23 protein-coding genes are annotated in these 23,005 nt (G+C 68.6%); 13 read left to right on the forward strand and 10 right to left on the reverse strand.

Annotated elements, in window-relative coordinates:
* The first annotated feature begins 123 nt into the window (after positions 1-123).
* From L942_RS35975 to L942_RS42350, 3 genes are read left to right on the forward strand one after another with little or no spacing between them, the layout of a single operon-like run.
* A complete protein-coding gene (locus L942_RS35975; protein WP_037368901.1) occupies positions 124-534 on the forward strand; it encodes a hypothetical protein in 411 nt (136 codons plus the stop codon).
* A complete protein-coding gene (locus L942_RS35980; RefSeq protein WP_037368902.1) occupies positions 531-1,127 on the forward strand; it encodes a DUF3558 domain-containing protein in 597 nt (198 codons plus the stop codon). Before L942_RS35975 ends, L942_RS35980 begins: the two co-directional genes overlap by 4 nt.
* A gap of 1 nt (position 1,128) precedes the next feature.
* Positions 1,129-2,382: a hypothetical protein gene (locus tag L942_RS42350; protein ID WP_051166489.1), complete on the forward strand. Its 1,254-nt coding sequence runs from the start codon at positions 1,129-1,131 to the stop codon at positions 2,380-2,382.
* A 416-nt stretch (positions 2,383-2,798) separates the two neighbouring features.
* Here the strand turns inward: L942_RS42350 and L942_RS35990 are convergent, their stop codons facing one another.
* Positions 2,799-3,335 carry a hypothetical protein gene (locus L942_RS35990; RefSeq protein ID WP_200863037.1) on the reverse strand — a complete coding sequence of 179 codons (537 nt, stop codon included), beginning with the start codon at positions 3,333-3,335 and terminating at the stop codon, positions 2,799-2,801.
* 185 nt (positions 3,336-3,520) lie between these two features.
* Between L942_RS35990 and L942_RS35995 the strand changes: the two genes are divergently transcribed.
* Positions 3,521-4,567, forward strand: a complete 1,047-nt coding sequence (locus L942_RS35995; RefSeq protein WP_037368904.1) for a LysR family transcriptional regulator — start codon at positions 3,521-3,523, stop codon at positions 4,565-4,567.
* 585 nt (positions 4,568-5,152) lie between these two features.
* Here L942_RS35995 and L942_RS36000 read toward each other — a convergent pair.
* From L942_RS36000 to L942_RS36015, 4 genes are all read right to left on the reverse strand, one after another.
* The gene (locus L942_RS36000) at positions 5,153-5,518 is read right to left on the reverse strand and encodes a DUF427 domain-containing protein (RefSeq protein WP_037368905.1); all 366 of its coding nucleotides are present in this window, start codon (positions 5,516-5,518) and stop codon (positions 5,153-5,155) included.
* Positions 5,519-5,600: 82 nt separating this feature from the next.
* A complete protein-coding gene (locus L942_RS36005) occupies positions 5,601-6,314 on the reverse strand; it encodes a S1 family peptidase (RefSeq protein WP_037368906.1) in 714 nt (237 codons plus the stop codon).
* A gap of 156 nt (positions 6,315-6,470) precedes the next feature.
* Complete coding sequence (locus L942_RS36010) at positions 6,471-6,872, reverse strand: hypothetical protein (RefSeq protein WP_051166490.1); 402 nt, start codon at positions 6,870-6,872, stop codon at positions 6,471-6,473.
* Positions 6,856-7,221, reverse strand: a complete 366-nt coding sequence (locus tag L942_RS36015) for a hypothetical protein (protein ID WP_037368907.1) — start codon at positions 7,219-7,221, stop codon at positions 6,856-6,858. Before L942_RS36015 ends, L942_RS36010 begins: the two co-directional genes overlap by 17 nt.
* A 318-nt stretch (positions 7,222-7,539) precedes the next feature.
* Between L942_RS36015 and L942_RS36020 the strand changes: the two genes are divergently transcribed.
* From L942_RS36020 to L942_RS36040, 6 genes are all read left to right on the forward strand, one after another.
* Positions 7,540-9,216, forward strand: a complete 1,677-nt coding sequence (locus L942_RS36020; protein ID WP_326929382.1) for a hypothetical protein — start codon at positions 7,540-7,542, stop codon at positions 9,214-9,216.
* A gap of 128 nt (positions 9,217-9,344) precedes the next feature.
* Positions 9,345-9,923, forward strand: a complete 579-nt coding sequence (locus tag L942_RS46075) for a lanthionine synthetase C family protein (protein WP_326929383.1) — start codon at positions 9,345-9,347, stop codon at positions 9,921-9,923.
* Positions 9,924-10,311: 388 nt separating this feature from the next.
* On the forward strand, positions 10,312-12,672 hold the full coding sequence (locus L942_RS36025; protein WP_037368908.1) for a sensor histidine kinase: 2,361 nt from the start codon (positions 10,312-10,314) through the stop codon (positions 12,670-12,672).
* A 42-nt stretch (positions 12,673-12,714) separates the two neighbouring features.
* The gene (locus L942_RS36030; RefSeq protein WP_009071597.1) at positions 12,715-13,140 is read left to right on the forward strand and encodes a roadblock/LC7 domain-containing protein; all 426 of its coding nucleotides are present in this window, start codon (positions 12,715-12,717) and stop codon (positions 13,138-13,140) included.
* Positions 13,137-13,502, forward strand: coding sequence for a DUF742 domain-containing protein (locus L942_RS36035; protein WP_037368909.1), 366 nt, complete (start codon positions 13,137-13,139; stop codon positions 13,500-13,502). Before L942_RS36030 ends, L942_RS36035 begins: the two co-directional genes overlap by 4 nt.
* Entirely contained in the window at positions 13,483-14,070 is a 588-nt protein-coding gene (locus tag L942_RS36040; RefSeq protein ID WP_051166491.1) for a GTP-binding protein, read from the forward strand. Before L942_RS36035 ends, L942_RS36040 begins: the two co-directional genes overlap by 20 nt.
* 57 nt (positions 14,071-14,127) lie before the next feature.
* Here the strand turns inward: L942_RS36040 and L942_RS36045 are convergent, their stop codons facing one another.
* Together L942_RS36045 and L942_RS36050 are read right to left on the reverse strand one after the other, a co-directional pair.
* Positions 14,128-15,501, reverse strand: coding sequence for a tryptophanase (locus L942_RS36045; RefSeq protein WP_037368911.1), 1,374 nt, complete (start codon positions 15,499-15,501; stop codon positions 14,128-14,130).
* A 37-nt stretch (positions 15,502-15,538) separates the two neighbouring features.
* The gene (locus tag L942_RS36050) at positions 15,539-16,624 is read right to left on the reverse strand and encodes a tryptophan dimethylallyltransferase family protein (RefSeq protein ID WP_037369083.1); all 1,086 of its coding nucleotides are present in this window, start codon (positions 16,622-16,624) and stop codon (positions 15,539-15,541) included.
* A gap of 352 nt (positions 16,625-16,976) precedes the next feature.
* On the opposite strand from L942_RS36050, the gene L942_RS36055 reads away from it, so the two are divergent.
* Together L942_RS36055 and pcaB are read left to right on the forward strand one after the other, a co-directional pair.
* On the forward strand, positions 16,977-17,516 hold the full coding sequence (locus L942_RS36055; RefSeq protein WP_037368912.1) for a DinB family protein: 540 nt from the start codon (positions 16,977-16,979) through the stop codon (positions 17,514-17,516).
* A gap of 875 nt (positions 17,517-18,391) precedes the next feature.
* On the forward strand, positions 18,392-19,738 hold the full coding sequence (gene pcaB, locus L942_RS36065; protein ID WP_037369084.1) for a 3-carboxy-cis,cis-muconate cycloisomerase: 1,347 nt from the start codon (positions 18,392-18,394) through the stop codon (positions 19,736-19,738).
* Between the two features lie 69 nt (positions 19,739-19,807).
* Here the strand turns inward: pcaB and L942_RS36070 are convergent, their stop codons facing one another.
* Together L942_RS36070 and L942_RS36075 are read right to left on the reverse strand one after the other, a co-directional pair.
* Positions 19,808-20,338, reverse strand: coding sequence for a DUF4383 domain-containing protein (locus tag L942_RS36070; RefSeq protein WP_037368914.1), 531 nt, complete (start codon positions 20,336-20,338; stop codon positions 19,808-19,810).
* A gap of 164 nt (positions 20,339-20,502) precedes the next feature.
* Positions 20,503-20,949: a DUF1772 domain-containing protein gene (locus tag L942_RS36075; protein WP_037368915.1), complete on the reverse strand. Its 447-nt coding sequence runs from the start codon at positions 20,947-20,949 to the stop codon at positions 20,503-20,505.
* 90 nt (positions 20,950-21,039) lie between these two features.
* On the opposite strand from L942_RS36075, the gene L942_RS36080 reads away from it, so the two are divergent.
* A complete protein-coding gene (locus L942_RS36080) occupies positions 21,040-21,618 on the forward strand; it encodes a TetR/AcrR family transcriptional regulator (protein WP_037368916.1) in 579 nt (192 codons plus the stop codon).
* A gap of 98 nt (positions 21,619-21,716) precedes the next feature.
* On the opposite strand, the gene L942_RS36085 is transcribed toward L942_RS36080, so the two are convergent.
* The gene (locus L942_RS36085) at positions 21,717-22,934 is read right to left on the reverse strand and encodes an alpha/beta hydrolase (RefSeq protein WP_037368917.1); all 1,218 of its coding nucleotides are present in this window, start codon (positions 22,932-22,934) and stop codon (positions 21,717-21,719) included.
* Between the last annotated feature and the right edge of the window lie 71 nt (positions 22,935-23,005).

The following is a 23,005-nucleotide window of genomic DNA, read 5'->3' on the forward strand; positions in this document are numbered from 1 at the left end:
GCGCCTAGAGCATTAATGTCTAGTCGACTTCCGCATTTCGGAGAACGTCACACAGGCAGTGAGTGATCAGCTACTTTGTTAGCTGTCTGCATTTGATGACACCGAACATGGGGAGGGCTTCGCGTGTGGGAGGACGTCGAGTTCTCGGTCTTTCACCCGTGGGAATCCCAGCCCCGCCAGGGCGGGTTCTCGCTGGATGTCGACGCGGCGAAGGAGATCCTCCGGGATCTCCAGCAGTACGAGGACCGGCTTCTTTCCATGAAGCGCAAAGTCACCGCCCTGTGCGCGATGAAACCGCCGTCGAAAGACCCGTCGACCACGGCGATGCACGTGGCGATGGTCGGTGACGGGAACGGAAAGCTCGGGGCGTTCTCCTACGGCGGCGGACACATCGACTTGCAATTGCGTTACGTGAAGGAGCTCGCCGACCGGATCCAGCAAGCACTCGGCGCGATCAACCAGAACGAGCAGGGCCAGACCAAGACCATCCAGAGCGTCGACCCCGGCGCTCACTCCCCAGGAAAAATCGGATGAACCTGCGCACGACAGTCGCGGTGCTCGGCGTCGCTGTTCTCGCCGCCGGCTGCTCCACTCCCACCGACGGCACCCCGACGACTTCCGCACCGTCGACACAGAACCTTCCCTACGGCGGCGCACCGAAGGTCGAGAATCCGCTGCCAGACGACGTGCTCTCCGGTGATCCGTGCCAGGCGCTCACGCCGCAGCAACTGACCGACCAACTCGGCTCCGCGGTGCCGGGGAAGCCGGACAACTCAGCGGTCCGCGCCTGCGACTGGACCAGCCCGGACACCCACGGATTCATCGGCCTGTCGTTCTTCGACAAGAACAACGACGGCCTCAGCAACGTCTACGTGAACGTCCGGCCGCAGATGAAGCGCTTCGAGCCGCTCCCGCCCATCCAAGGCTTCCCCGCGGTCGCCTACAGCACTCAACCCGGCCCGAATTCCCAGACTTGCGACGTCAACGTCGGCGTCACCGACCGGCTGTCCTTCGCGGTCGAGGTCACCCCAGGATCCACCAAATTCGGGAAGATCGACCCGTGCCCGCTCGCGGCCGACGTCGCCGACAACGTCCTCACCACGTTGAAGCAGAAGGCCGGGCGGTGACATGAAGTTCTACGAGCCGATCAAGCAGTACCTGGAGCAGCACCAGGAATTGACGGTGCCGATCGAGGACATCGTCAAGCAAGTGCAGGCCGCGGAGCCCAGTGGGTGGCACGGCGGCGCGACCATGGCTCACGAACTGGCCGCCGAGCAAGAAACCCTGAGCCAGGATCTCTCCGGGACGCTCACGAAGCTCGAGTCTTCCTGGACCGGCCAAGGGGCGGATCTCGTCGCTGAACGGCTGCGCAAGGTCCGCGCTTCGGCGATCGACGCGCATCAGGCTTTCGCGGCCAACGAAAACACCCACGCCACCGGCATCGCCATGCACGAGAATCTGCGGAACCAGCTGACGTCGATCCCGCCCGCGCCCACCGGCAGTCCGACGCCCGCGATGGGGTTGATGAACGCGGACGTCATGTCCAAGCTCATCGAGCACGACACCGCGCAGCAGAAAAACCTGGATACGTACGAGAAATTCACCTCGGAGAGCCAAGGGAACACCCAGCAGCTGAAGGTCGACTACGGCAAGATCGGCACCTACGACGGCGGCGACGTCACCATCCAGCAGCACCCCTCCGCCGAGATGAAGCCCCAGTCTGGTCCAGCACCCGGCGACCAGCATCGTTCCCCGGGCGGGACTAGTTCGACGTTCAGCCCCGGAGCGGTACCGCACAGCTCTCCGGCCTCGAACACCGTGCCGGGCAACGGAAACGACCGCACCAGCACCTCCGGCTACACCCCGCCTGCCGCCGGATCGACCGTGGACTCCCCATGGCGCGGCGGAACGAGGGCTCCGTCGGTACCCGGCCCGGGGAACGAATTCGGCATCACGCCCATCGCCGGACCCGGCGACGGACGGCTCGGCGGCATCTCAGAACGCCTCGGCGGTGGGTCCGGCCGTTTCGGTGCCGGACGGTCCGGCAGCGAAGGCGGTTCTAACCGCTTCGGCGGCGGCTCCGGACGCCCTGGCAGTGAAGGCGGCACCGGCAAACCCGGCCGGCTGGGCGGCGAGGCAGGGCCCCGGTCCGGGGCCGGTGCGAACGAAAGCGCGGCTTCCCGCGTCGCCGGGGAACGTGGTGCTCCCGGCGGGAAAGGCCTGTCCGGCGCTGCGGCGCCCGGTGCGCAACGCGGCAAGAAAGAAGATGACGAAGAGCATGAACGCAAGTACGTTCTTGACGTAGATCTCTTTGCTGATGATCGCACCGCTGTCGACCCGGAAACCGGCATGCGGCCGACGCCTCCGACTCTCGGGGCGTAAGGACCGCGGTAGATCAGCTCGGGCACGGTCCGATGACGGCTGGCGTCCAGAAAGCTGCCCGGTCCCGCCTCGCCGCCGGTACAGCGGCGAGGCGGAACTCCCCCTCGTCCGGGACTCAGCATCGGTTCTCTGAAGCCCGGCGGCTTTCCCCTCGATCGACACCGGTTCAAGCGCGATCACGTGTGCCGCGAACCGGAGCATTGGTCGTCGCGGCCCCCTCAACCGGTCCCCGACTTCACCGACTTCGATCGAGGACGTTGCCCCTCGCTGGTGCCGTCCCCTTCGGACAAACCCGTCCGACGCCCCTCCAGCAACGCAGCCCCGACACAGTCCCCCTCCGGCGCCGCTTGGACCACCCGGGTTTCCAAGCGGCACGACCCCTCAGACGTGCCGCCGCGAAACACCGTGGCTGAACCTCAGACCGCCGCGAACGCCGCGGCCTTCCGTGCGAGCGCCGCGTTCTTCCGCGCCCGAACCGCTCGGTTGGCCCCAGGCAGCCACTGCACCACGAGCACTGCCAGCAGGCTCAGCACCGCGACGGCGTCGAAGGTGTTCAGCAACGCCGGGTTCAGATCGATTAGGTCCCGCACGCCGAGGCCGATGCCGAAGACCGCGAATACTGTCAGCACCACCCGGGCCCAGTTGTGCGCGGCGAGCACCATCGCGGCCGAAATCAGCGTCACCAGGCCGATGACCAGCCAGATCGCCGCGCGGCTGTGAAACGACGACAGGGCGATTCCGGTCAGGTCGTCGGCCGTGAGCAGGCCGCTCGAGGCCAGGTCCCGGCCCTCGCCGTGGAGGTATTCCTGCACGGCGGGACGGATCAAGTCCTCGCCCCGCACCAGCACCATCACACCCCACAGCAGCCCGCTGAGCGCGCCGAGCAATCCGAGCCCTCCGCCGATGGTCAGGGTGCGGGAGCGCCGCGCGCCGGTGGAACTGTACGAACTCACTTCTGTCGAACTCCTCGGCTCCGCAATCGAATCAAGCGTCACGGAGTTTCCCGCCGACTGCTGGTGCCGTCCACCGGTTCGCCGATATAATCTGGAGATTTTTTTAACTGGCCGCGAGATCAGGAAGGCCGGGTTAGGCTCTCCGTCGTCCGAGAAGCGAAAGCAGAAGGCGAGTCCTGCCAGACATGTCCGCACCCAGCCCGTTCCGGTCGCCGTCGTTCAACGTGCTCAGCAGGCTCCTGCGCTCCTCGCCTGCCCTGCTCGACACGACATTCGACCAGTTGCGGACGCTGATCACGGTCGCGGAAACCGGAACCGCCCTCGCCGCGGCCCGCGCGCTCGGCCGCGACCAGTCCAGTGTGCAAAAACAACTCGACACCCTCAACCGCAATTTCTCCGAATTGTGCGGAGAACCATTGTTACACCGACAAGGTCGCGGTCGCGACGTTCTTTTCACCGACACCGGACGCGCCGTCGCGAAGCAAGCTCGCGCCACTCTCACCGAATGGCTGGACACCATTCACGAATGCCGTCGCGAACTCGGCGGAACGCTCACCGTCGGCGCGACTCGCTACACCCTCGGCAGCCTCGCCCACGCCGGCGATCTCGTGGCCGAGCAGTTCCGTGCCCGCGACATCGAGCTGAACGTGGTGCACGTGCGCACCAAGGACCTGATCGACCGCCTGCTGGCCAAGGACGTGGACCTGGTGTGCGGCAGCGTCGTGACGACCAGCGCGCTCGACTCGGTCGACGTGCTCGAATGGCGGCGCAGCGGACTCGGCATCGTGACCAATATGGACACGCCGAAACCCGAAGAGTCCGTGGCCACCAGCCAATTGCCGACACTTCCGCTCGTCGTGCCCAGCGGCGGTGTGATCAACGACTTCATGCGCGGCTGGTTCGGCTCCGATTACCGCAACCGGCTCGACATCGTCGCCGAGATCGACTCCGCGCAATACGGATTCGAACTGCTCCGTTCGGGCCTGGTCCGCGGCTGCATGCTCGTCACCCAAGGACTCGGCGAGGCCGCCGGCGAAAACCGGCTGCACGCCGCCTCCGGATTGCGCACCATCGGCCTCGTCGACGACATCGAGCCGAAACTCGAACTGCTCGTCGGCGTGTTCGCCCGGCGCGGCGAGCGGTCCTCGTACCCGGACAGCCATCCGCTCAACCTGCTGTGGAAGGCCCTGCACCAGGCAGGCGGGGCTTCCTGGCTGGAAGTCGGCCGCTGAACCGCGCCGCCGCGCTGAGCAGCACCGCACCGCGATCGCCTCCGCTCCCGCAACGGCGGCCGCCCCGAAGCACCACTCAGCCCGGATCAGCAGCCAACCAAGGCAGCACCGAACCCGACGCAGCAGCACACCGGGAGCACCACCGGCCCCGAAGGCCGCACCAAACCGCGAGCAGCAGCACACCGGGAACACCACCGGATCCGAGGGCCGCACCAAACCGGGAGCAGCGGCAAACTGGGAACACCGCCGAACCTCGATCAGCAGTGACCGGAAGCAGCAGCGAACCGAAAAACCACCAGGCCCGAGGCAACACCCAACCGCGAGCACCACCAAACCGGGCGCACCACCAAACCCGCATCAGCAGCGGCCCAAAGCAGCACCCAACCAGAGCCGCACCGAACCCGGATCAGTCAACGCCAACCGAAGGACCGATCCCGCTGCCCTCCCGGCGACCAGGGACCGACAGCGCAGAAGCGAACGACAACCGCCCGAAGTCCCGCACCCGGAGCGCGCCCTCTCCCCGGTCCCGATGATCCACAACTCGAGCCCACCGAGGCCGAGCCCAACAGCCACCCGCGAAAACCCTCAGCCGACCTCCTCGATCTCCACCCGGTCCGGATAGAACGCGACGTGTCCCTTGATCGGAGCCACCGCGTCGTACGGGTCCTCGTACACCCATACCGCGTTCTCGCCGTCCGGCACCGCGGCGAGGCTGTAATACGAGGCGTCGCCCTTGTACGGGCAGTACGTGCGGTGCTCGGTGGGCGACAGCATCGCCAGGTCGACATCCTCCAGCGGGATGTACTGCACCGGCGGGTAACTGGCCTCCCGCAGCACCTGCGCGCGGGTGGTGTCGGCGATGGTCTTCTCGCCCGCCTTGACCACCACCCGCGCGGGGTTCGGCTCAACGGTGATCGGGTGGTCCGGCCCCGGGATCAGCTTGTCGGGCATGGTTCTCCTCCTCCGCGCAACGGAAGCGGTGCGCACTCCCAACCCTAGGCCGGACCACCGACAAATTCAGACGTCAGAAGGTTCAGACGCCCGCGACCTGCGAGATCCAGCTCCGGTACCGCGTGATGTTGGTGTAGGCGGTGCTGCTCTGCCGGTCGCTGGTCGACGCGACGCCGACCTGCCGTCCGGACGCGAACATCGGGCCGCCCGAGTCGCCGCCCGCGGTGATGCCGTCGATCCGGGTCGCGCACACCGCGACGCCGCCCTCGTAGTCGCTGCACGACGGAGTCGTGACCCGCACGTTGGCCACCTTCAGGTATCGCGACTGGCAGTTGATCTCCGAACCGCACCGGCTCGTCGCGCCCCAGCCGTACACCTGCGCCGTCTGCCCGGCGCGGACGTCGGTCGACGTGCCGAGCGGCGAGTACGTCGCGTTCACCGAGCTGGACAGCCGGACAATGGCCAGGTCGGCGGCACCGGGGTAACGGGTGATCGCGGCGCCGGTGGCCATCGTGCCGCCGCTGGTCTGGTCGAGGCTGCCGATGCGGAAGGTGTAGGTCCCGCTGGAGGCGACGCAGTGCTTCGCGGTGAGGATGTACTGCGGCGCGATGATCGTGGCCGTGCAGTTCTGCTGCCCGTTCACGAACAGCCGTGCGGCCCACGGAGCGTTGGAGGCGTAACCGCCGCCGATGATCGCCGGGGTCGAGGTCGGCCCGCTGGAAGCGGCGGCCTGACCGGCGAATCCGGCTAGGCCAAGCGCGGTAGCGAGCACGAGCAAACAGGTGCGCAAACGCATGGTCTCTCGTTTCTGCGGCTTCGTCGCCGCGGTTCCGGTGGGGACGGGGCCTCGATCATCGGGGCCGCGCCCCGGAACCAGAACCGGCGAAAGTAGCCGGGGACCACCTGTTCTTCTGCCGCTGCCGCCGCTACGGACAGTTCCGCGTACTGTTCCTCAGCCGCTGACCCGGGTGCGGCGCAGCCAGTACAGGCCGATCACCGGCAGCACCAGCGGGATGAACAGGTATCCCTGCCCGTACACCGACCAGACCGTGGCGTCCGGGAACGCCTGCCGGTCGAAGACGCTCAGGGTGCCGACGGACAGCACGCCCAGCAGTTCGACCGTGCACGCGGCGAGCGCGATCCGCCACCACGTCCGGCCGCCGCGGGCGAGCGCGATCGTGGCCAGGATGTAGACGACCGCGGCGAAGGCCGACAGCACGTACGCCAGCGGCGCCTCGTGGAATTTCGTGCCGATCTGGACGCCCGCCCGCGACGTCGCGGCGAGCGCGAAGATGGCATACACCGCGACCAGGACCCGGCCGGGACCGGTGGCCGTCTTACGCGCTTGCTCCACTCCACACCTCGTTCAGTCGCAGCACCATCACCGGAATGGCCAGGCAGGCGATGCCGAGCACGACCGTGCTCGACCGGCTCTGCTCGGCCAGCGCCCACGCCGCGCCGACCGGCAGCACGACGAGGCAGCCGATCAGGTAGGCGAGGTAGGTCGCGAGGCTGCCCGGGTGGTGCCCGCCGGCGAGCAGCACGATCCCGATCACCAGCTGGACGACCAGCAGCACCTCGATCACGGCGAGCGCGACGAGCAGCGGGGTGTCCGGGAGCTTCTTGCGCGCCGCCTGGACGAAACTCCACAGCGCGACGAGCGCCGCGCAGCCAGCGACCGCTATCGCGAACCCGACGATCACCCGTTCCTCCTTCTGCCCGCCGGCCTCAACGTACCCGCCTCGCCCGCCGACCCGGACGGGCGAGGGGCCGACGGCGTGGCCGGGACCACGTTCACCGGAACGGGTCGCTGGCATTCCGTCAATTCCCGAATGCCCAGGAAATCCCGCTCAACCGGGCGACGGGGAATCACGCTCGGTTCGCCAGAGCCGGATTTATCGTCGCCCCGCCCGGGTCCGCCGAACGCTGAAATGGCGGATTGGCGCGACGGCGAAGCTGTGCGGGAATGGTTTCCGTCGCCGGAGCACCGGAGAAGCGCACACGCGGAAGGATCCACTTTTATGAACGTCCGGCACGAGGCATTCTGCCTCGCCGATCCGTGGTTCTTCGACCGCCGACGGGAAATATCCGCCGACGACCTGTCCGCCCCACCATACAGTCCACAATGGACATCCGAGGACGACGGGTTTTGGCGTTTCCTCCGTCCCGCCGGGGTCGCTTTGCCAGAACAAGGCTGGGCAGTGGAGGTTTCCGCCGCGCCGGGCAACGCCGACCGGGTACTGGACCGCGTCCGCGAGTACTGCCGGACCCGGCGGCTGCCCCATCGGCACCTGCGTTCCCGGTCGATTTTCCTCGACCGCAATGCCGAATATCCGACAACCGGCGGAACCGGTGCGCTGGCCACTATTTATCCGTCCGACAATAACGCGCTCGAGCAGATCCTCGACGATCTTTCCGAACTCCTCACCGGCGAGCCCGGACCGGATATCGACGGCGCGCTCCGCTGCGGAGAATGCCCGATTCACGTGCATTACACCGGATTCACGCCGCTGTGGACCGAGCACCGCGGCGCCCGCGTGCCCGCGCTGCGCCGGCCGAGCAGCGCTCTCGAGCCCGCGCCGCAAGGCCCGGACTTCTCCGTGCCGAGCTGGGTACGCGTTCCCGATTGCGTCGCGGAGTACACCGACGCGCCGGTGCCGCCGCACCCGGTCGCCGAGGTGCTCCGCCAAGCCCACGGCACCGCCGTCTACCTGGCCGAACGCGGCGGCGAGCGGGTGCTCGTCGAGGAAGCGTGGCCCTACACCGGGCTCGACGCGGACGGCGTCGACGCGGTCGCCCGGCTGCGGCGCAAGCACGAGCTGCTCGAACGGCTCGCCGGGATCCCCGGCATCCCGAAAGTCCACGCGTACCTCGCCGGACAGCGCCACTACCTGGTGCGGGAGTACCGGCCGGGCGTGGCACTGGACGCCTGGCTCACCCGGCATTACCCGCTCACCCGCCGCGACTGCCCGGAAACCGACCTGGCCGCCTATCGCAAACAGGCGCTGTCCGTGCTGGCGCAGGTCGACCGCATCGTCGCCGAAGCGGCCGAACGGGGGGTCGTGCTCGAAAACCCGCACAGCATCCTGGTCGACAGCTCCGGCAAGGTCTCGCTGACCGGCTTCGACCGCGACGAAACCGCCCTGCGGCTGCGCCTCTTCCTGCCGCTGGCCCCGCTCTATCACCTGGTGCCCGAACGCCTCCGCTGGGCGGCCGAACTCACCGAACGCCGATTCTCGCTGCCCGCCGGATACGCCGACAGCATCGCGCCGCACAGCGAGCCCGCGCACACCGAACTCGACGAACCCCGCCCCGATTGGACGCTGGTGCGCAAGCAGATCGCCGAAGCCCTGCTCGCCTGCGCGACGCCGGATCGCCAGGATCGTCTGTTCCCCGGCGACATCGAGCAGTTCCGCGTCGGCGGCGCGACCTTCGGCACCGGCGCGGCGGGCGTGCTGCACTCGCTGCACGTCGCGGGCGTCGGCCGCTTCCCCGAGCACGAGCAGTGGCTCCTCGACGCGGTCGACGGGAAACCGCCCAGCCGCGCGGGTTTCTACGACGGCAGCCACGGAATCGCTTACGTGCTGGAGGAATTCGGCTACCGGAAGGCCGCGGCCAATCTCCTCGCCGCCTCGCGCGCACTGGCGGACCAGACCGTCGGCCACGATCTCGCGAGCGGACTGCCGGCATCGGCCTGACCCGGCTGCATTTCGCCGCGGCCCGCGGCGACAACGAGTTCGGCAGGCAGGCGCTGAACATCGGCATCCGGCTCGCCGAGGCGCTGGACACCGCGGAACCGCCGGGTGCTTCCGCGCAGGCCGGGCTGTTGTACGGCTGGTCCGGCCCGGCACTGCTGTTCCTGCGGCTGTACGAGCGCACCGGCGAACCGGCCTGGCTGTCGTTCGCCGACCAGGCGCTCGAACGCGACCTGGAGGAATGCGTCCCGGCGCTGGACGGTTCGCTGCCGGTCCGCGACGGCAACCGGGGTTCGCGGCGCGGGGCGGGCATCGGCAGCGCCGGAATCCTGATCGTCACCGAACAGCTGGCGCGGTACCGCTTCGACGCGAAGGCCGCGCGCAGCCTGCCCGCACTGCGCGTCGCGTGCCGCGGGGAGTTCGTGCTCCATCCGGGTCTGCTGAACGGCCGCTGCGGGCTCGCTGCCGGACTGGCCTTCAGCAGCACGCCGGACCGGCGCACGCAGGACGCGATCGACCGGCACCTGACGCGGCTTTCCTGGTACGCGGTCCCGTTCCGCGGCGGCCTTGCCTTCCCGGGCACCCGGCTGCTACGACTGTCCGCGGACGTCGCCACCGGCGGCGCCGGAGTCCTGCGCACTCTCGCCGCGCTCCAGGACGGCATCGAACTTCTCCCGTTCCTCGGCCCGACGCCCCGGGTGCGCCACTAGTCCACTATGGACAGTAGTTGTCGACAAGTCCATTCGGCGACAGTTCCACGACGCGGAACCTGGGCTGAGTGTCCGGACACTTTTTGAATCACTCATTCAGCCCAGCCCGCTCGTCCGAAATCCGCAGCCAGGCCCGGCACCTCGGAAAACGCCGGGGGAACCCGCCGCTACCGTCGGTAACCGCCGTCAAGACGACGTTCGGCTGCTCGTTCAGCGGAACCACGAGGCCCCCGTTCGTGATAGAAACCGGGGCTGTTCCGTTCGGTGGGCCTACGAAGGGTGTATCCGAGATTTCCGTGACGAGGACCACTCGCACCCACTGGCGTGTCCGCTTCCCCGGCCGTGTCCGCACTCTCGCCGAGGGTGACCCAGGAGTTCGTGAATCATCGTGGAGAACAAGGACGATCCCGGCAAGGCGTATGACAAGTCGATCCGGAAGAGGCTGACCCGGACGGTCCTGATCCCGAGCATCACCCTGCTCGTGCTGTGGGCGGTGCTGGCGACGGCCTTCTTCATCAACGGCTTGTACGTGCGGCTCGTCGCGGGCTCGGTGCGTGACGTTTCGATCCCCGCGCTCACCGCGCTGTCGTCGCTGCAGCAGGAACGCCAGCTTGCCCTGCAGTACCTCGACAGCCCCAGCGCCGGTCCGCAGCAGCTGCAGCAGCAGGAACAAGACAGCGACGGCAAGCTGAAGGGTCTGCAGGAAGCCTTCGCGGCCACCATTTCCAGCGCTCCGGACGAGATCGCCAGCAAGGTCACCGCGCTGAAGGGGCAGCTCGACCAGCTGCCGGTGCTGCGTTCGCAGATCAACTTCCGCAGCATCAACCGCGCACAGGTCAACGCCTACTACAACGGCGTCCTCGACTCCGCGGCGACGCTGTTCGACACCCAGGCCCGCATCGTCCCCGACGCGACCGCGGTGCAGGGCGCGATCTCGGCGACCTCGCTGTTCCGGGCGGGCGACCTGATGTCGCGCGAGACGTCGCTGGTGTCGGCGGCGTTCTCCAGCGGCACCTTCGCGCCGGACGACTTCGTCCAGTTCTCCCAGCTCGTCGGTTACTACCGCACGCAGCTGGCGCAGATCTCGCCGTTCCTCGAACCCGCGGTGCGCCAGCACTACCAGCAGCTTTCGACGAGCGACGCGTGGAAACGGCTCAACGCGGCCGAGGACTCGCTGATCAAGCACGGTCCGTGGACCAGCAGCGACCAGAGCAGCGTGCCGGTTTCGGCGGGCGACTGGCACGCGCTGACCGCGCAGGTCGCCCAAGGTCTGAACCAGCTCACCATCGAACAGGCCGACCAGGTTTCCGCGGCCGCGATCGATTCCGGGAACGCGCAGCTGCGCAACGCCATCATCGGCAGCATCGTGGCCCTGCTCGCCTCGCTGGCCGCGATCATCGTCGCGGTGCGGGTGTCGCGTTCGCTCGTCGACCGGACCCTGATGACGCGCCTGGAGCGGCTGCGCAACGACTCGCTCGACCTGGCGCGCAACCGGCTGCCGAACATCGTCGGCAGGCTCAAGAACGGCGACCCGGTCGACATCGAGGCCGAGCTGCCGAAGCTGGACCACGGACGGGACGAGATCGGCCAGGTGGCCGAAGCGTTCAACACCGCGCAGCTGACCGCGGTCAACGCGGCGGCGAGCGAGGCGAAGGCGCGCAGCGGTGTGCACAACGTGTTCCTCGGCATCGCGCACCGCAACCAGGTGCTGGTGCACCGGCAGCTGCAGATCTTGGACGAAATGGAAAGCCGCGAAGAGAACTCGACTCAGCTGGCGTCGCTGTTCCAGCTCGACCACCTCGCCGCGCGTGCCCGGCGGACCACCGAGAACCTGATCATCCTCGGCGGCAAGCAGCCCGGACGGCGCTGGCGCAAACCGGTTTCGCTGATGGAGGTGCTGCGCGCGGCCGTCTCGGAAACCGAGCAGTACTCGCGGGTGCAGGTCGAGCAGGTGCCGGACGTCGCGATCGTCGGCACCGCGGTCGCGGACACCATTCACCTCGTCGCCGAGCTGGTCGACAACGCGACGTCGTTCTCCCCGCCCGGTTCGCAGGTCGAGGTGACCAGCCGGATGGTCGCGCGCGGCGTCGTGGTCGACGTGTCCGACCAGGGGCTGGGCATGAAGGAGGGCGTGCGCGAGTGGGCCAACGCGATGATGGCCGACGCGCCCGAATTCGACGCGATGGCGCTGCGCGCGGACTCCAGCCTCGGCCTGTTCGTGGTCGCGCGGCTGGCTTCCCGGCTGGGTATCACGGTCACCTTCGACCCGTCGCGCTACGGCGGCACCCGGGCGACCGTGCTGATCCCGTCGAACCACCTGGCCGACACGAACGCTCCGGAACCCGCGGACGAGACCCCGGCGCTCGCCCAGGTCGGCGCGCCCGCGCAGGAAAACGCCGTCCAGCGACCGACGCCGGAAGCCCCGCAGCCGACGCCGCGGCCGTACCCGGCCCGTCCGCTTCCGACGCCGGCCCCGCGCACCGCGGAGCCGTATCCGCCGTCCGCGGGCCAGATCCCGGACGTCCCGGCCGCGCCGCGCCCGGCCGAACCGGATCTCAGCGGGCTGCAGGGCGACGACCGGCCCCGGCTCCCGCGCCGGCAGCCGCAGCAGAACCTGGTCGCGCAGCTGCAGGACGATCCGACCGCCGAGGACCTCGACGTGACCAACGCGGGCGAGACCACCGCGCGGACGCTGATGGCGTTCCACAAGGGCACCCGCCGGGCGCGAGGCGGGCAAAATGACTCATAACGACCGAACACCTCACCACACCGAAAGTCAGGGTCTGTCCGCATGAACGAGTACGGGAATTCCACCCCTGATCTCAACTGGCTGCTCGACGACGTCGTCAATCGCGTCGTCGGCGCGCAGAACGCCATCGTGCTGTCCGCCGACGGCCTGCTGCTCGGCAAGTCGTCCGGGATGAGCAAGGACGACTCGGACCAGCTCTCGGCCATCGCGTCGAGCCTGCAGAGCCTCGCCAAAGGGGTGAGCAGGCAGTTCAACCGCGGGCCGGTGCTGCAGAACATGATCGAGATGGAACGCGGGTACCTCTTCGTCTCGGCCGCCGGGCAGGGCGCGTGCCTCGCCGTGCTCGCCGGCGCGGACATCGACGTCGAAATGATCGCCTACGAGATGAACCGGCTGGTCAAGCGCGTCGGCGACTACCTGGCCTCGGCGCCGCGCGAGGCCGCGAACCTGCTGCGGGAGGCGACGTGAGCGACGACGGCTGGTACGACGAGGCCGCTGGACCCCTGGTCCGGCCGTACACGATCACCAGCGGACGGACCCCGTCCGAACACCAGCTCGACCTCTCCACCCAGGTGATGACCCTGCAACAGGGGTCGGACCCGATCGGGCTCGGCCCGGAGCACCTGGCGATCACGCAGCTGTGCCGCAGACCCTTGTCGGTGGCCGAGATCGCGGTGTACGTGAAGCTGCCGCTCGGCGTCGTGCGCGTGCTGTGCGGGGACCTGATCGACCGCGGCCTCGTCATCACCCGCGCCCCGTCCCGTCAGCCGGCCCAGGTGCCGGACCACGAAACTCTCCAGGCGGTTCTCGATGGCCTCATCAAGCTCTGAAGACGCCGCGGCGTCGGTGCCGACCCCGGTCAAGATCATCGTCGCCGGCGGGTTCGGTGCCGGGAAGACCACGATGGTCGCCTCGGTCAGCGAAATCCCGCCGCTGTCCACCGAGGAGGTGCTCACCGAGGCGAGCACCGGCGTCGACGACCTTTCCGGCGTGGAGCACAAGAAGACCACCACGGTCGCGCTCGACTTCGGCCGGATCACCATCTCGCCGCGGCACGTGCTGTACCTGTTCGGCACCCCGGGCCAGGAACGGTTCTGGTTCATGTGGGACGACCTGGCGCGCGGCGCGATCGGCACCGTCGTGCTGGTCGACACGCGCCGGCTGGAAACCAGCTTCGCCGCGGTCGACTTCTTCGAACGGCGGAAGATCCCGTTCATCGTGGCGGTGAACTGCTTCGACAACGCGCCCCGCTACACCGCCGACGAGATCCGCGAGGCGCTCGTGGTACCCGACGGCGTGCCGATCGTGATGTGCGACGCGCGGCAGCGGGATTCGAGCAAGATCGCGCTGATCCGGCTGGTGAAGCACGCGATGACGGTGGTCCCGCAGCCCGCCTGAGCGGGCTTTCCGACCAGCGAGGGGGTTCCTGGCGCGGGGAACCCCCTCGTTCTGTCCTTAGTGGACCGGGGCCATCCGGAGATTGAAGTGCCGCAGGATCTTCGGCGCTTCCACGATCCGGTACCCGGGCACCTTCTCCGGGTTTTTCGCGATGTCGCCGAGGACTTCGGCCACGTAGTCGTAGTGCCCCTGGCTGTACACGCGCCGCGGCAGCGCCATCCGGACCAGTTCGAACGGGGCCGGGGTGATCAGCTCGTTCTCGTCGTCGAGGGTGCCGAGGTAGAGCGAGCCCAGCTCCACACAACGGATTCCGCCCTCCAGGTACAGCTCGCAGGCCAGCGAATGGCCGGGGAACCGCGAGGCGGACAGGTGCGGCAGCAGGCGGCCCGCGTTGAGGTAGAGCGCGTGGATGCCCGGCGGCTGCACGATGTCGACCCCGGCCTCGTTGGCCCGCTTCGCGAGCCGGGCTGCCTCGCCCGCGCGCGCGGCGAGGTAGTTCGGGTCGACGACTTCCTGCAGGCCCTTGGCGACGCGGTCGAGGTCGTGCGCCGCGAGCCCGCCGTAGGTGCGGAAGCCCTCGGTGGCGATCAGGTTGGTTTCGCAGGTCTGGGCGAGTTCCGGGTCGGTCAGGCCGATGAACGCGCCCATCGGCGAGATGCCGTCCTTCTTCAGGCTCGCGACGCAGCCGTCGACCAGGCCGAACGCCTCGCGGGCGACCTCGCGCGGCGTCTTGTCCGCGTAGCCCGCCTCGCGCTGGATGACCAGCCACGCGTTCTCCGCGAACCGGGCGGCGTCCAGGAAAACCGGCACGCCGTGCGCCCGCGCGAGCTTCGCTGCCGCGGCCAGGTTGGCCATCGAGACCGGTTGTCCGCCGCCGCCGTTGTTGGTGATGGTGAGCAGCACCTGGCCGACGCGAGCGCCGTCCGGGCCGCTCAGCAGGCGTTCGAGGGCGTCGAGGTCGATGTTGCCCTTGAACGGTTCGAGGCTGTCGAGGTCGCCGAACTCCGCGCAGGGCAGGTCGATCGCCTCGGCGCCGAGCAGTTCGACGTTCGCGCGGGTGGTGTCGAAATGCGTGTTGCTGACCGAGATCCGGCCGCTGTGCAGCACGCTCGAGAACAGCACCCGCTCGGCCGCGCGGCCCTGGTGCACCGGCAGGAGGTGCGGGTATCCGGTGAGGTCGCGCAGCGCGTCGCGGAAGCGGTAGAACGAGTCCGACCCGGCGTAGGAGCGGTCCGCGGCGGCCGCGGCGGCCTCCTGTGCGGTGGAGACCGCGCCGGTGCCGGAGTCGGTGAGCAGGTCGATGCTGACCTTGTTCGCGGGCAGGTTGAAGGCGTTGTAGCCCGCCGCGGCGAGCGCCTGCTCCCGTTCCGCGCGAGTGGTGACCGGAATTTCGGCGACGACTTGGGAGCGGTACGGCGGGAAGGTCCGCATCAGGGTATTTCCTCCAGTTGTGGGTGACAGCCGAAAACTACCGGGTCAGGTTCATCCGGCCGAGCACCGGCCGCTTTCTCGGCGGCGCTACCGCGTAAGCTTCGGAGGACAGGTAGACGGTGATTCCGGAACCGAACTCGCCCATTCGCAACGACACGTGCGCGATCAATCCCACGCCGTCGCGCAGCGGCCTTTCCGAAACCGCTGCCAGCGCTTTGTCCAGTTTTGTCGGGTCGAAGTCGTACTGCGCGAGAATGGCGTGCACGCGCGCCCTCGCCACCTCGTCGTCCGGCACGTAACTCCGAATGGGAAGGTAAAGACTGTAGTTTCCCGGAGTGCCGCCCATCCCCTCGACAAAGGAATAACTGGAAACGAGCGGACGACCCTCGAACGGGCCCTTTCCGCCACCCAGGACGGCGAGGAACTCCCGGATCAGCATCGGGTCCGTGCCGGGCACCAACTCGGCCGCGCGCACCGCGTCCTCGGCCTCGGCGGCCTCGTGCGAGACGTACACCTTGACCCGCGACAGCGGATCGTCGTCGAGGTCGAGCGCGAAGAAGGTGAAGTTGTCCTGCTCGCCGCGGCGCAGCGCGTGCTCGACCACCGGGTCGAACGCCTCGCCGAGATTCAGCCGCCGGAACCCCTCGCTGACCAGGGAATCCGCCATGGTCGGGCCGCTGATCTGCGGGTTCAGGTACACCTTGATCTTCGGCGCGGCCCCGTTGCGGAAGATCAGCGAGTACCACAGCGTGAACGGCCCGCGGCGCTCCTCGTGCGGGAGGAAGAGGTCGGACACCGCGTCGAGCCGGTCGGTGACCAGGCCGTACTCGTCGGCCACCTGAGCGAGGAACGTGCGCGGATCCGGGGCCCCGACGGTCTCGCCGAGAACCCGTACCACACATTCGCCATTGGCGTCGAATGCGACCGAGAATTCCACGGGCGTAGTGTCGTCCGCCACATTGCACGGGAACTGCGCCGGAGCGTCGACGGTCAATTCCCCGGACTCGCCGAGCAACAACCGGAGAAGTTCCAGGTGACGGCGTTCTTCTGGATCGAATCCCACTGCCCGGCACAACCGGTCGAGCTGACCACCGGCATGGGTGTACATCGACAAGTCGACCATCGGCACGCTCGCTCCGACCATGGCGCTGTATTCACCGTTTCATTCGTGCGTTCGGCCCCGTGCAGCATCCGCTGTTCGGCGGAGCGGGCGTTCTCGGGCCGCCGAGAAGATTAATCCCCGGAATGCCGATCACGATACCTCTGACGGAGCGACAACACCGTCCGAAAACCGTGTCTGAGTGTGCTGATCAACACCGGAATTCACCTGAATTCCGCATCGACAGGAACGGTTTCTGCAGCTACCCGGGCCCGCCATGTGGTCTAGCCCACTGCTGCGCGCGGACGGTTTACCGTGCACCCGATGCGGCGGCTCGGCGCCGAAAATTGTCGGTGGCGGGTGAGACGCTCGTCTCATGACACAGATCCCGAAGCATCTGGCCAAGGTCGCCGAGAGCGACCGCCCGCCGATCCCCCGCGTCGCCAGCGAGCGCGAGACACTCCTCGCCTACCTGGAGTGGCATCGCGAAACCCTCGCGCTGAAGTGCGCGGGGCTGAGCCAGAAAGCCGTGTCCACCCGCGCGGTGCCACCGTCCACAATGTCGCTCCACGGCCTGGTCCGGCACCTGGCCGGCGTCGAACGATGGTGGTTCCGCATCCAGTTCGCCGGCGAGGACGTCCCGCTCCTGCACTATTCGGACGACGACCCAGACCAGGACTTCGACCGCCTGGACGGGGATTTCGCCGAGGCGCTGGCGGTGTGGCGCTCGGAGTGCGACCGGAGCCGGGAGATCGTGGCGGCAGCTTCGTCGCTGGACGCGCAGGGCATCGGAAAGACGACCGGAGAGCCGTTCTCTCTGCGGTGGATGCTGGTGTCGATGATCGCGGAATACGCCCGGCACAACGGGCACGCGGACTTGCTGAGGGAGGTGACAGACGGAGCCACCGGGCGGTGACGTGGGTGCCAGGTTCGGCCGGGAGGCCATGCAGTGGACGTTCCGGCCTGCGGAGTTCGGCGCACCCCTCGACAGCCGCGCGCTCGGCAACCGCGCACTCCAGCAGCGACGCGCGCCCGGCAGCGCATACCTCGGCAGCCGCGCCCACCGCTGCAGCCATGCGCACTTCGTCCGTCGCCCGTCCAGGCAGCTGCGCCTACTTCGTCCGTCCCCGAGAACCGCACGCACTTCGTCCGTCGCCCATGCCAGCAGCCACGCCCGGACTAGACATCCACGCCCACTCGCGCAGCCGCGCACGTCACCGTCGCCCCCGGGCAGCCGCACACTTCATCCGCCACCCACCCCCGCAGCCACGCGCACTCAGCAGCCGCGCCAACCCAGCAGCCACGTGCACCCGGCAGGCGCACACCTACCCACCCTCGCCCACCCGCGCAGCCGCGCACGTCACCGTCGCCCCGCGCAGCCGCGCACTTCATCCACCCCCGCAGCCACGCGCACTCAGCAGCCGCGCCCACCCAGCAGCCACGTGCACCCGGCAGGCGCACACCTTGACACCCGCGGCTGCCCGGGCTGCCGCGCGCACTTCGTCCGCCATCCACCCGATAACCGCACGCACTTGTCCGTCGCCCACCCCAGCAGCTACGTGCATCGCGCAGGCGCACACCAGGCAGCCGCCCTCCCCGGCAGCTGTGCGCAGTCGGTCCGGCAACCGCGCACGCTTCGTCGGCCGCACCCCCCGGCACCCATGCGAAGCGCCTCCGGCCCCATCGTGGCTGGTCAGCGAAGCTCGCGCCCGACCAGGCCCAGGCCGGGCACACCACAACTGGGCAGCGACCGTCCCTCGCCGGTGCGGCCGCCGTGCGATGCTGGACGGCATGATCGCCGATCCTGACTCCGGGCTGCTGTCCCCGGTGCGCGCCGGCACCCCGGCCGAAGCGGTGACTGGGGACGGTGCGTTCGCGGCCGCCATGTTGGAGGCGGAGGCTGCTCTCGCGCGGGCGCAGGCGCGGCTGGGCACGGTCCCGGCCGAGGCGGCCGAACACATCACCGCTGCTGCTCGGGCGCTGGGCGAGGGGGAGCTCGACGTCGTCCAGCTGGCTCGCGACGCGCGGGCGACCGGGAACCCGGTGGTCAGCCTGGTCCGCACGCTGTCCGCCAAGGTGCCGGACGTCGCCGATTACGTGCACCGTGGCTCGACCAGTCAGGACATCGTCGACACGGCGATGATGCTCGTCGCGCGCGAGGCATTGCGGTTGATCAGCGCGGACCTGACCACGGTCGCGCAGGCCCTCGCCGCGTTGGCGCGTGCCCACCGCGACACGGTCATGCCCGGACGAACCCTCACCGCGCACGCGGTTCCGACCACTTTCGGGTTGAAAGCCGCGGTCTGGCGCCACGGCGTCCAGGAATCCGCTCGCCGGATCGCTGAGTTGCGGCTGCCCGTGTCCCTCGGCGGAGCGGCTGGAACGTTGGCCGCGTACGTCCAGTACGGCGACGGCACCGAAGACTACGCGGAACGGTTAGTCGCCGCCTTCGCCGAGGAAACCGGTTTGCCCGCACCGATTCTGCCGTGGCACGCGGATCGCACCTCGGTGGCCGAACTGGTTTCCGCGCTGGCCGGGGTGACGACCGCGTTGGGCAAAATCGCGGTCGACGTTCAAGTCCTGGCCCGCACCGAGATTGCCGAGGCGACCGAGGCGACCGGCGGCGGGTCTTCGGCCATGCCGCACAAGCAGAACCCGGTGCAGTCGGCGTTGATCCGGTCTGCGGCGCTGCAAGTGCCGGTGCTGGCGGCGGGAGTCACGCAGTCCGGCTTGGCCGAGGACGAGCGGTCGGCAGGAGTCTGGCAGGCCGAATGGCAGTTGCTGCGCGAATGTCTGCGGCTGACCGGCGGAGCCACGCATACCGCCGTGGATTTGGTGCGGGGACTGGGCATTCACGCGGACCGCATGCGGGAAAACCTCACGCTGACCAACGGGTTGATCGTCTCGGAACGACTGTCGGCCGCGCTAGCCCCCAGGTTGGGCAAGGCTCGCGCGAAAGAACTGCTGGGCACCGCGTCCCGGCGCGCGATCGAGGAAAACCGGCCGCTCGCAGAGATTCTGGCCGACACGCCGGAGATCACCGCCGCGGTCGACTCCGCGACGCTGGCCGATCTCCTCGACCCGGCGGAATACGTCGGGGCAGCGGGTCGGCTGGTGGACCGAGCACTGGAAGAATAAGCACGAACGGGACCGCTGCCGGAGCCCCGGCAAGCGATCCCGCCGCACGATTATTCCACTGTGGACTGACTAATGGGCCAAGCCGTGCCCGCCGGTTTCCGGCCGGCGCGGCGGAGCGGCCGGGTCGACCTCGACGGGTTCCTGGTCCTCCGGAAGCAGAACCCCGTGGCGCGCCGGGAGAACGGCGGTCAGCAGACCAAGGACGGCGATGCCGAGGTGCAGCCAGTTGTCCGCGTCGGCGAGGTTGAGCGGGTTGCCCAGGCCGGACACCGGATTGACGGAGATCGTCCCGGTCAGCATCAGGCCCCAGACGAACAGCGCGCCGTAACCGATAAACAGCAGCCAGCCGAACGTCCGCGCACGGCCGGAACCCAGAGCCAGCAGCAGGCCGAGCACACCGGTCACCACGTGGACGACGTTGTTCAGCGGATTGGCGGAAAACCGCCACAAAGTGACGCCGTGTCCGGTGAAATCCCCGAACCCGGACTTCACGAGCCCGATGATGCCGTAGGCGAGAAACAAGACCCCGAGCAGCACGGCCAGCACCTGCGCGGGCTGCACTCCTTCCACCCGCACGCGGGCTCGATGCGCACGAACCATGACTCCAGTCCTTCCCGTACCGAGATGACGGTGGGTCAACCCTGCCCGGATACCCCCGCGCGAACCCGGCCGAAACCCGAATCCGGCCGCCCGGAACCCGCCCGCCGGGCAAGACCGGGACTGCTGGGGCTGCTGTGCCCAGGGAGGGCCGAGTGAGGCACGGCTCAGGCAAGCGCGGCGACCAGGAGCGCGAAGGCGGCGATGATCACCGCGACGCGCACGTAGTGGTAGCGGTCCCAGCGATTCATCTGCTCCTTCCAGTCCGCGGGCCGGTTCTCCGGTGTCCACGTCTTGCCGCGGTTGTTGATCGGGACGAGCAGCAGGATCGACATGACCACGCTCACCACCAGCAGTCCGGCCCCGATGACCACGAGGCCGGTACCGGGGCGGTCCCACGCGAGGATCGCCCAGATCGCGCTCAGGACAAGCGAACCGATGTACCAGAACGGCATGAGCGCGCCGAGCATCCGGCCGCCGTGTGCCCGGCCTTGCTGATTGCTGTCGTCCGGGAGCCCGTTGAGGATCGGGTTGATGACGAAGGCGACGGAAAATTCGACCCCCACCATCACGCCGACGACCACGATGGTGCAGACCGCGAGTGCGCTGAGCATGATGACCTTCCCAAGTTCTAGCGTTGCTAGTTGATGAAGCGATGCTAGTACTAATGTCGCTCTCTTGTCTAGCAGTGCTAGGCTCGGCTCATGTCGGTACACACCCGCAAGCAGCGCGAACAGGCCGAACGCGAGCGCCTCATCGTGGCGACGGCCCGCGAACTCGCCGAGCACCAGGGCTGGGACGCGGTCACCACGCGCCGGCTGGCCGAGCGCATCGAGTACAGCCAGCCCGTTCTCTACAGCCATTTCCGCGGCAAACGCGAAATCATCGGCGCGGTCGCCCTCGAGGGCGCTGCCGAACTGGCCGCGGCGGTGCGAGCCGCGACCCACGCCGTCGAGGGAGCGCGTGCCCGGGCCACCGCACTCGCCCGCGCGTACCTCGATTTCGCCGAACATCACCCAGCGGTCTACGACGCCATTTTCCAGCTCGACGGCGGACTAGCGTTCGCGCAAGAAGACACTCCGGAACCGCTCAAGGACGCCTTCGCCGCGTTGCTCGAAACGCTCGGCGAAGTCGCCGGAGAAGGAGTCCACCCGGGACTGTTCACCGAACTGTTCTGGGCGTCCCTGCACGGAATCGCGACGCTGACCCGGGCTGGACGGCTGCCGCGCGAACTCGCTGAGCAGCGGGTCGACCTGCTGGTGCAACGGCTCGTCGTGGTCTGATCCCTCGGCTGCTCGCCCGAGGGTTCCCGCGGCCGGGCCCGTACCGACAAACCCAGGCCACCGAGGTGGTCAAGCACCTGCCCGGGATCCGCTGAGCGTCACTGCTCCGCCGCGGTCAGCCCGCCCCGCGCGCCCGTGCTCGGCAGCGGCCACGGCTTCACCCCGCCGGTCACGTCGGCCCGCGGCCCGGGCGCCGACGGGCCGGGGATCCGCTGCCCGATCCACGTCAGGACGTCCGGCAGCTGCGCCTTGAACGTGTTCATGTTGTGGCCCGCGTCCGGGATCCGCCACGTCGTGAACTGCACCGGCGGCTGCGCCGCGGCCCGCATCTGGTCGACCGCGCGGCTTTCGTTCTGTTCCTTCTCCCCCGAGATCGCGAGGAGTTCGAGCGGGGCCGGGTGCTGCCGGACGTTGATCTTGACGTTGTTCGCGTCCTCGATGTCCTTGCGGCCGCGGAAAAGGTTCTCGGTTTCGCCGTCCACCTGCGCCTTTTCGTAGCCGCTCACGCTCGCTGCCTGCGCGTACCACTGCGGATGCCGCGTCACGAGGTTCAACGCGCAATAGCCGCCGGAGGACCAGCCGGCGATCGTCCACGCGCGGCGGTCCGGATTGAGGCCGAGGCGCTGGATTCCCCATTCGCGGACGTCCGCGGACAAGTAGGTGTCGTTGGGACTTCCGTTGACCTCGTCGACGCATTCGGTGTCGTGGCCGATTTTCGGCGTTCCGGTCGGGTCCGGGATCAGCACCACCACCGGCGGCAGCAGGCGCTTGGAGATCGCCGCGTCGAGCTGTTCGGGCAGGTGGTACCCGATCGGGGCGGTGGTGACCTCCGGACCGGACGGATAGTTCGGGATCCAGATGATCGCCGGGAACCGCATCGCCTTGTACGGATGCTGGAAGTATTGCGGCGGAAGGTAAACCGTCACGTCGCGAGTGAGGCCGGTGCGCCGTCCGGTCACCGTCACGTGCGCGATGGTCCCCTTGCCGACCCGCGCGTGAGCCACCCCGAGGTCGCGCGCCCGGCCGAGGTCGACGCCGTTGTCGCCGCCCTCGACGTCGATCCCCTCGGCGGCGAACGCGCCGGTCCCGAGCAGCGAGCCGAGCGTCGGGAAGAATCCGCCGATCATGTTGCCGGTCAAGCCAAGCGTGACGATCACGAGGCACAGCGCGACCAGCACCGTGGCACTGCGGCCGAGCTGCTTGCGCTTGCGCCATTTGTCCCAGAACCACGGAACCGAGACCACCGCGAGGAACGCGAGCACGCCGATCACCGTGAGCGTGACGGGTGAATCCAACCTGATTTCGCTCAGGTGCACGGGAACCTCCAGGACCGATCGCGCGCCCGGAAGGCGGGACCCGCTGCTCTAGATACGTTTGAGGGGCCGTC

Source organism: Amycolatopsis orientalis DSM 43388 (genome assembly GCF_000411975.1).
Taxonomy (GTDB): domain Bacteria; phylum Actinomycetota; class Actinomycetes; order Mycobacteriales; family Pseudonocardiaceae; genus Amycolatopsis; species Amycolatopsis orientalis_D.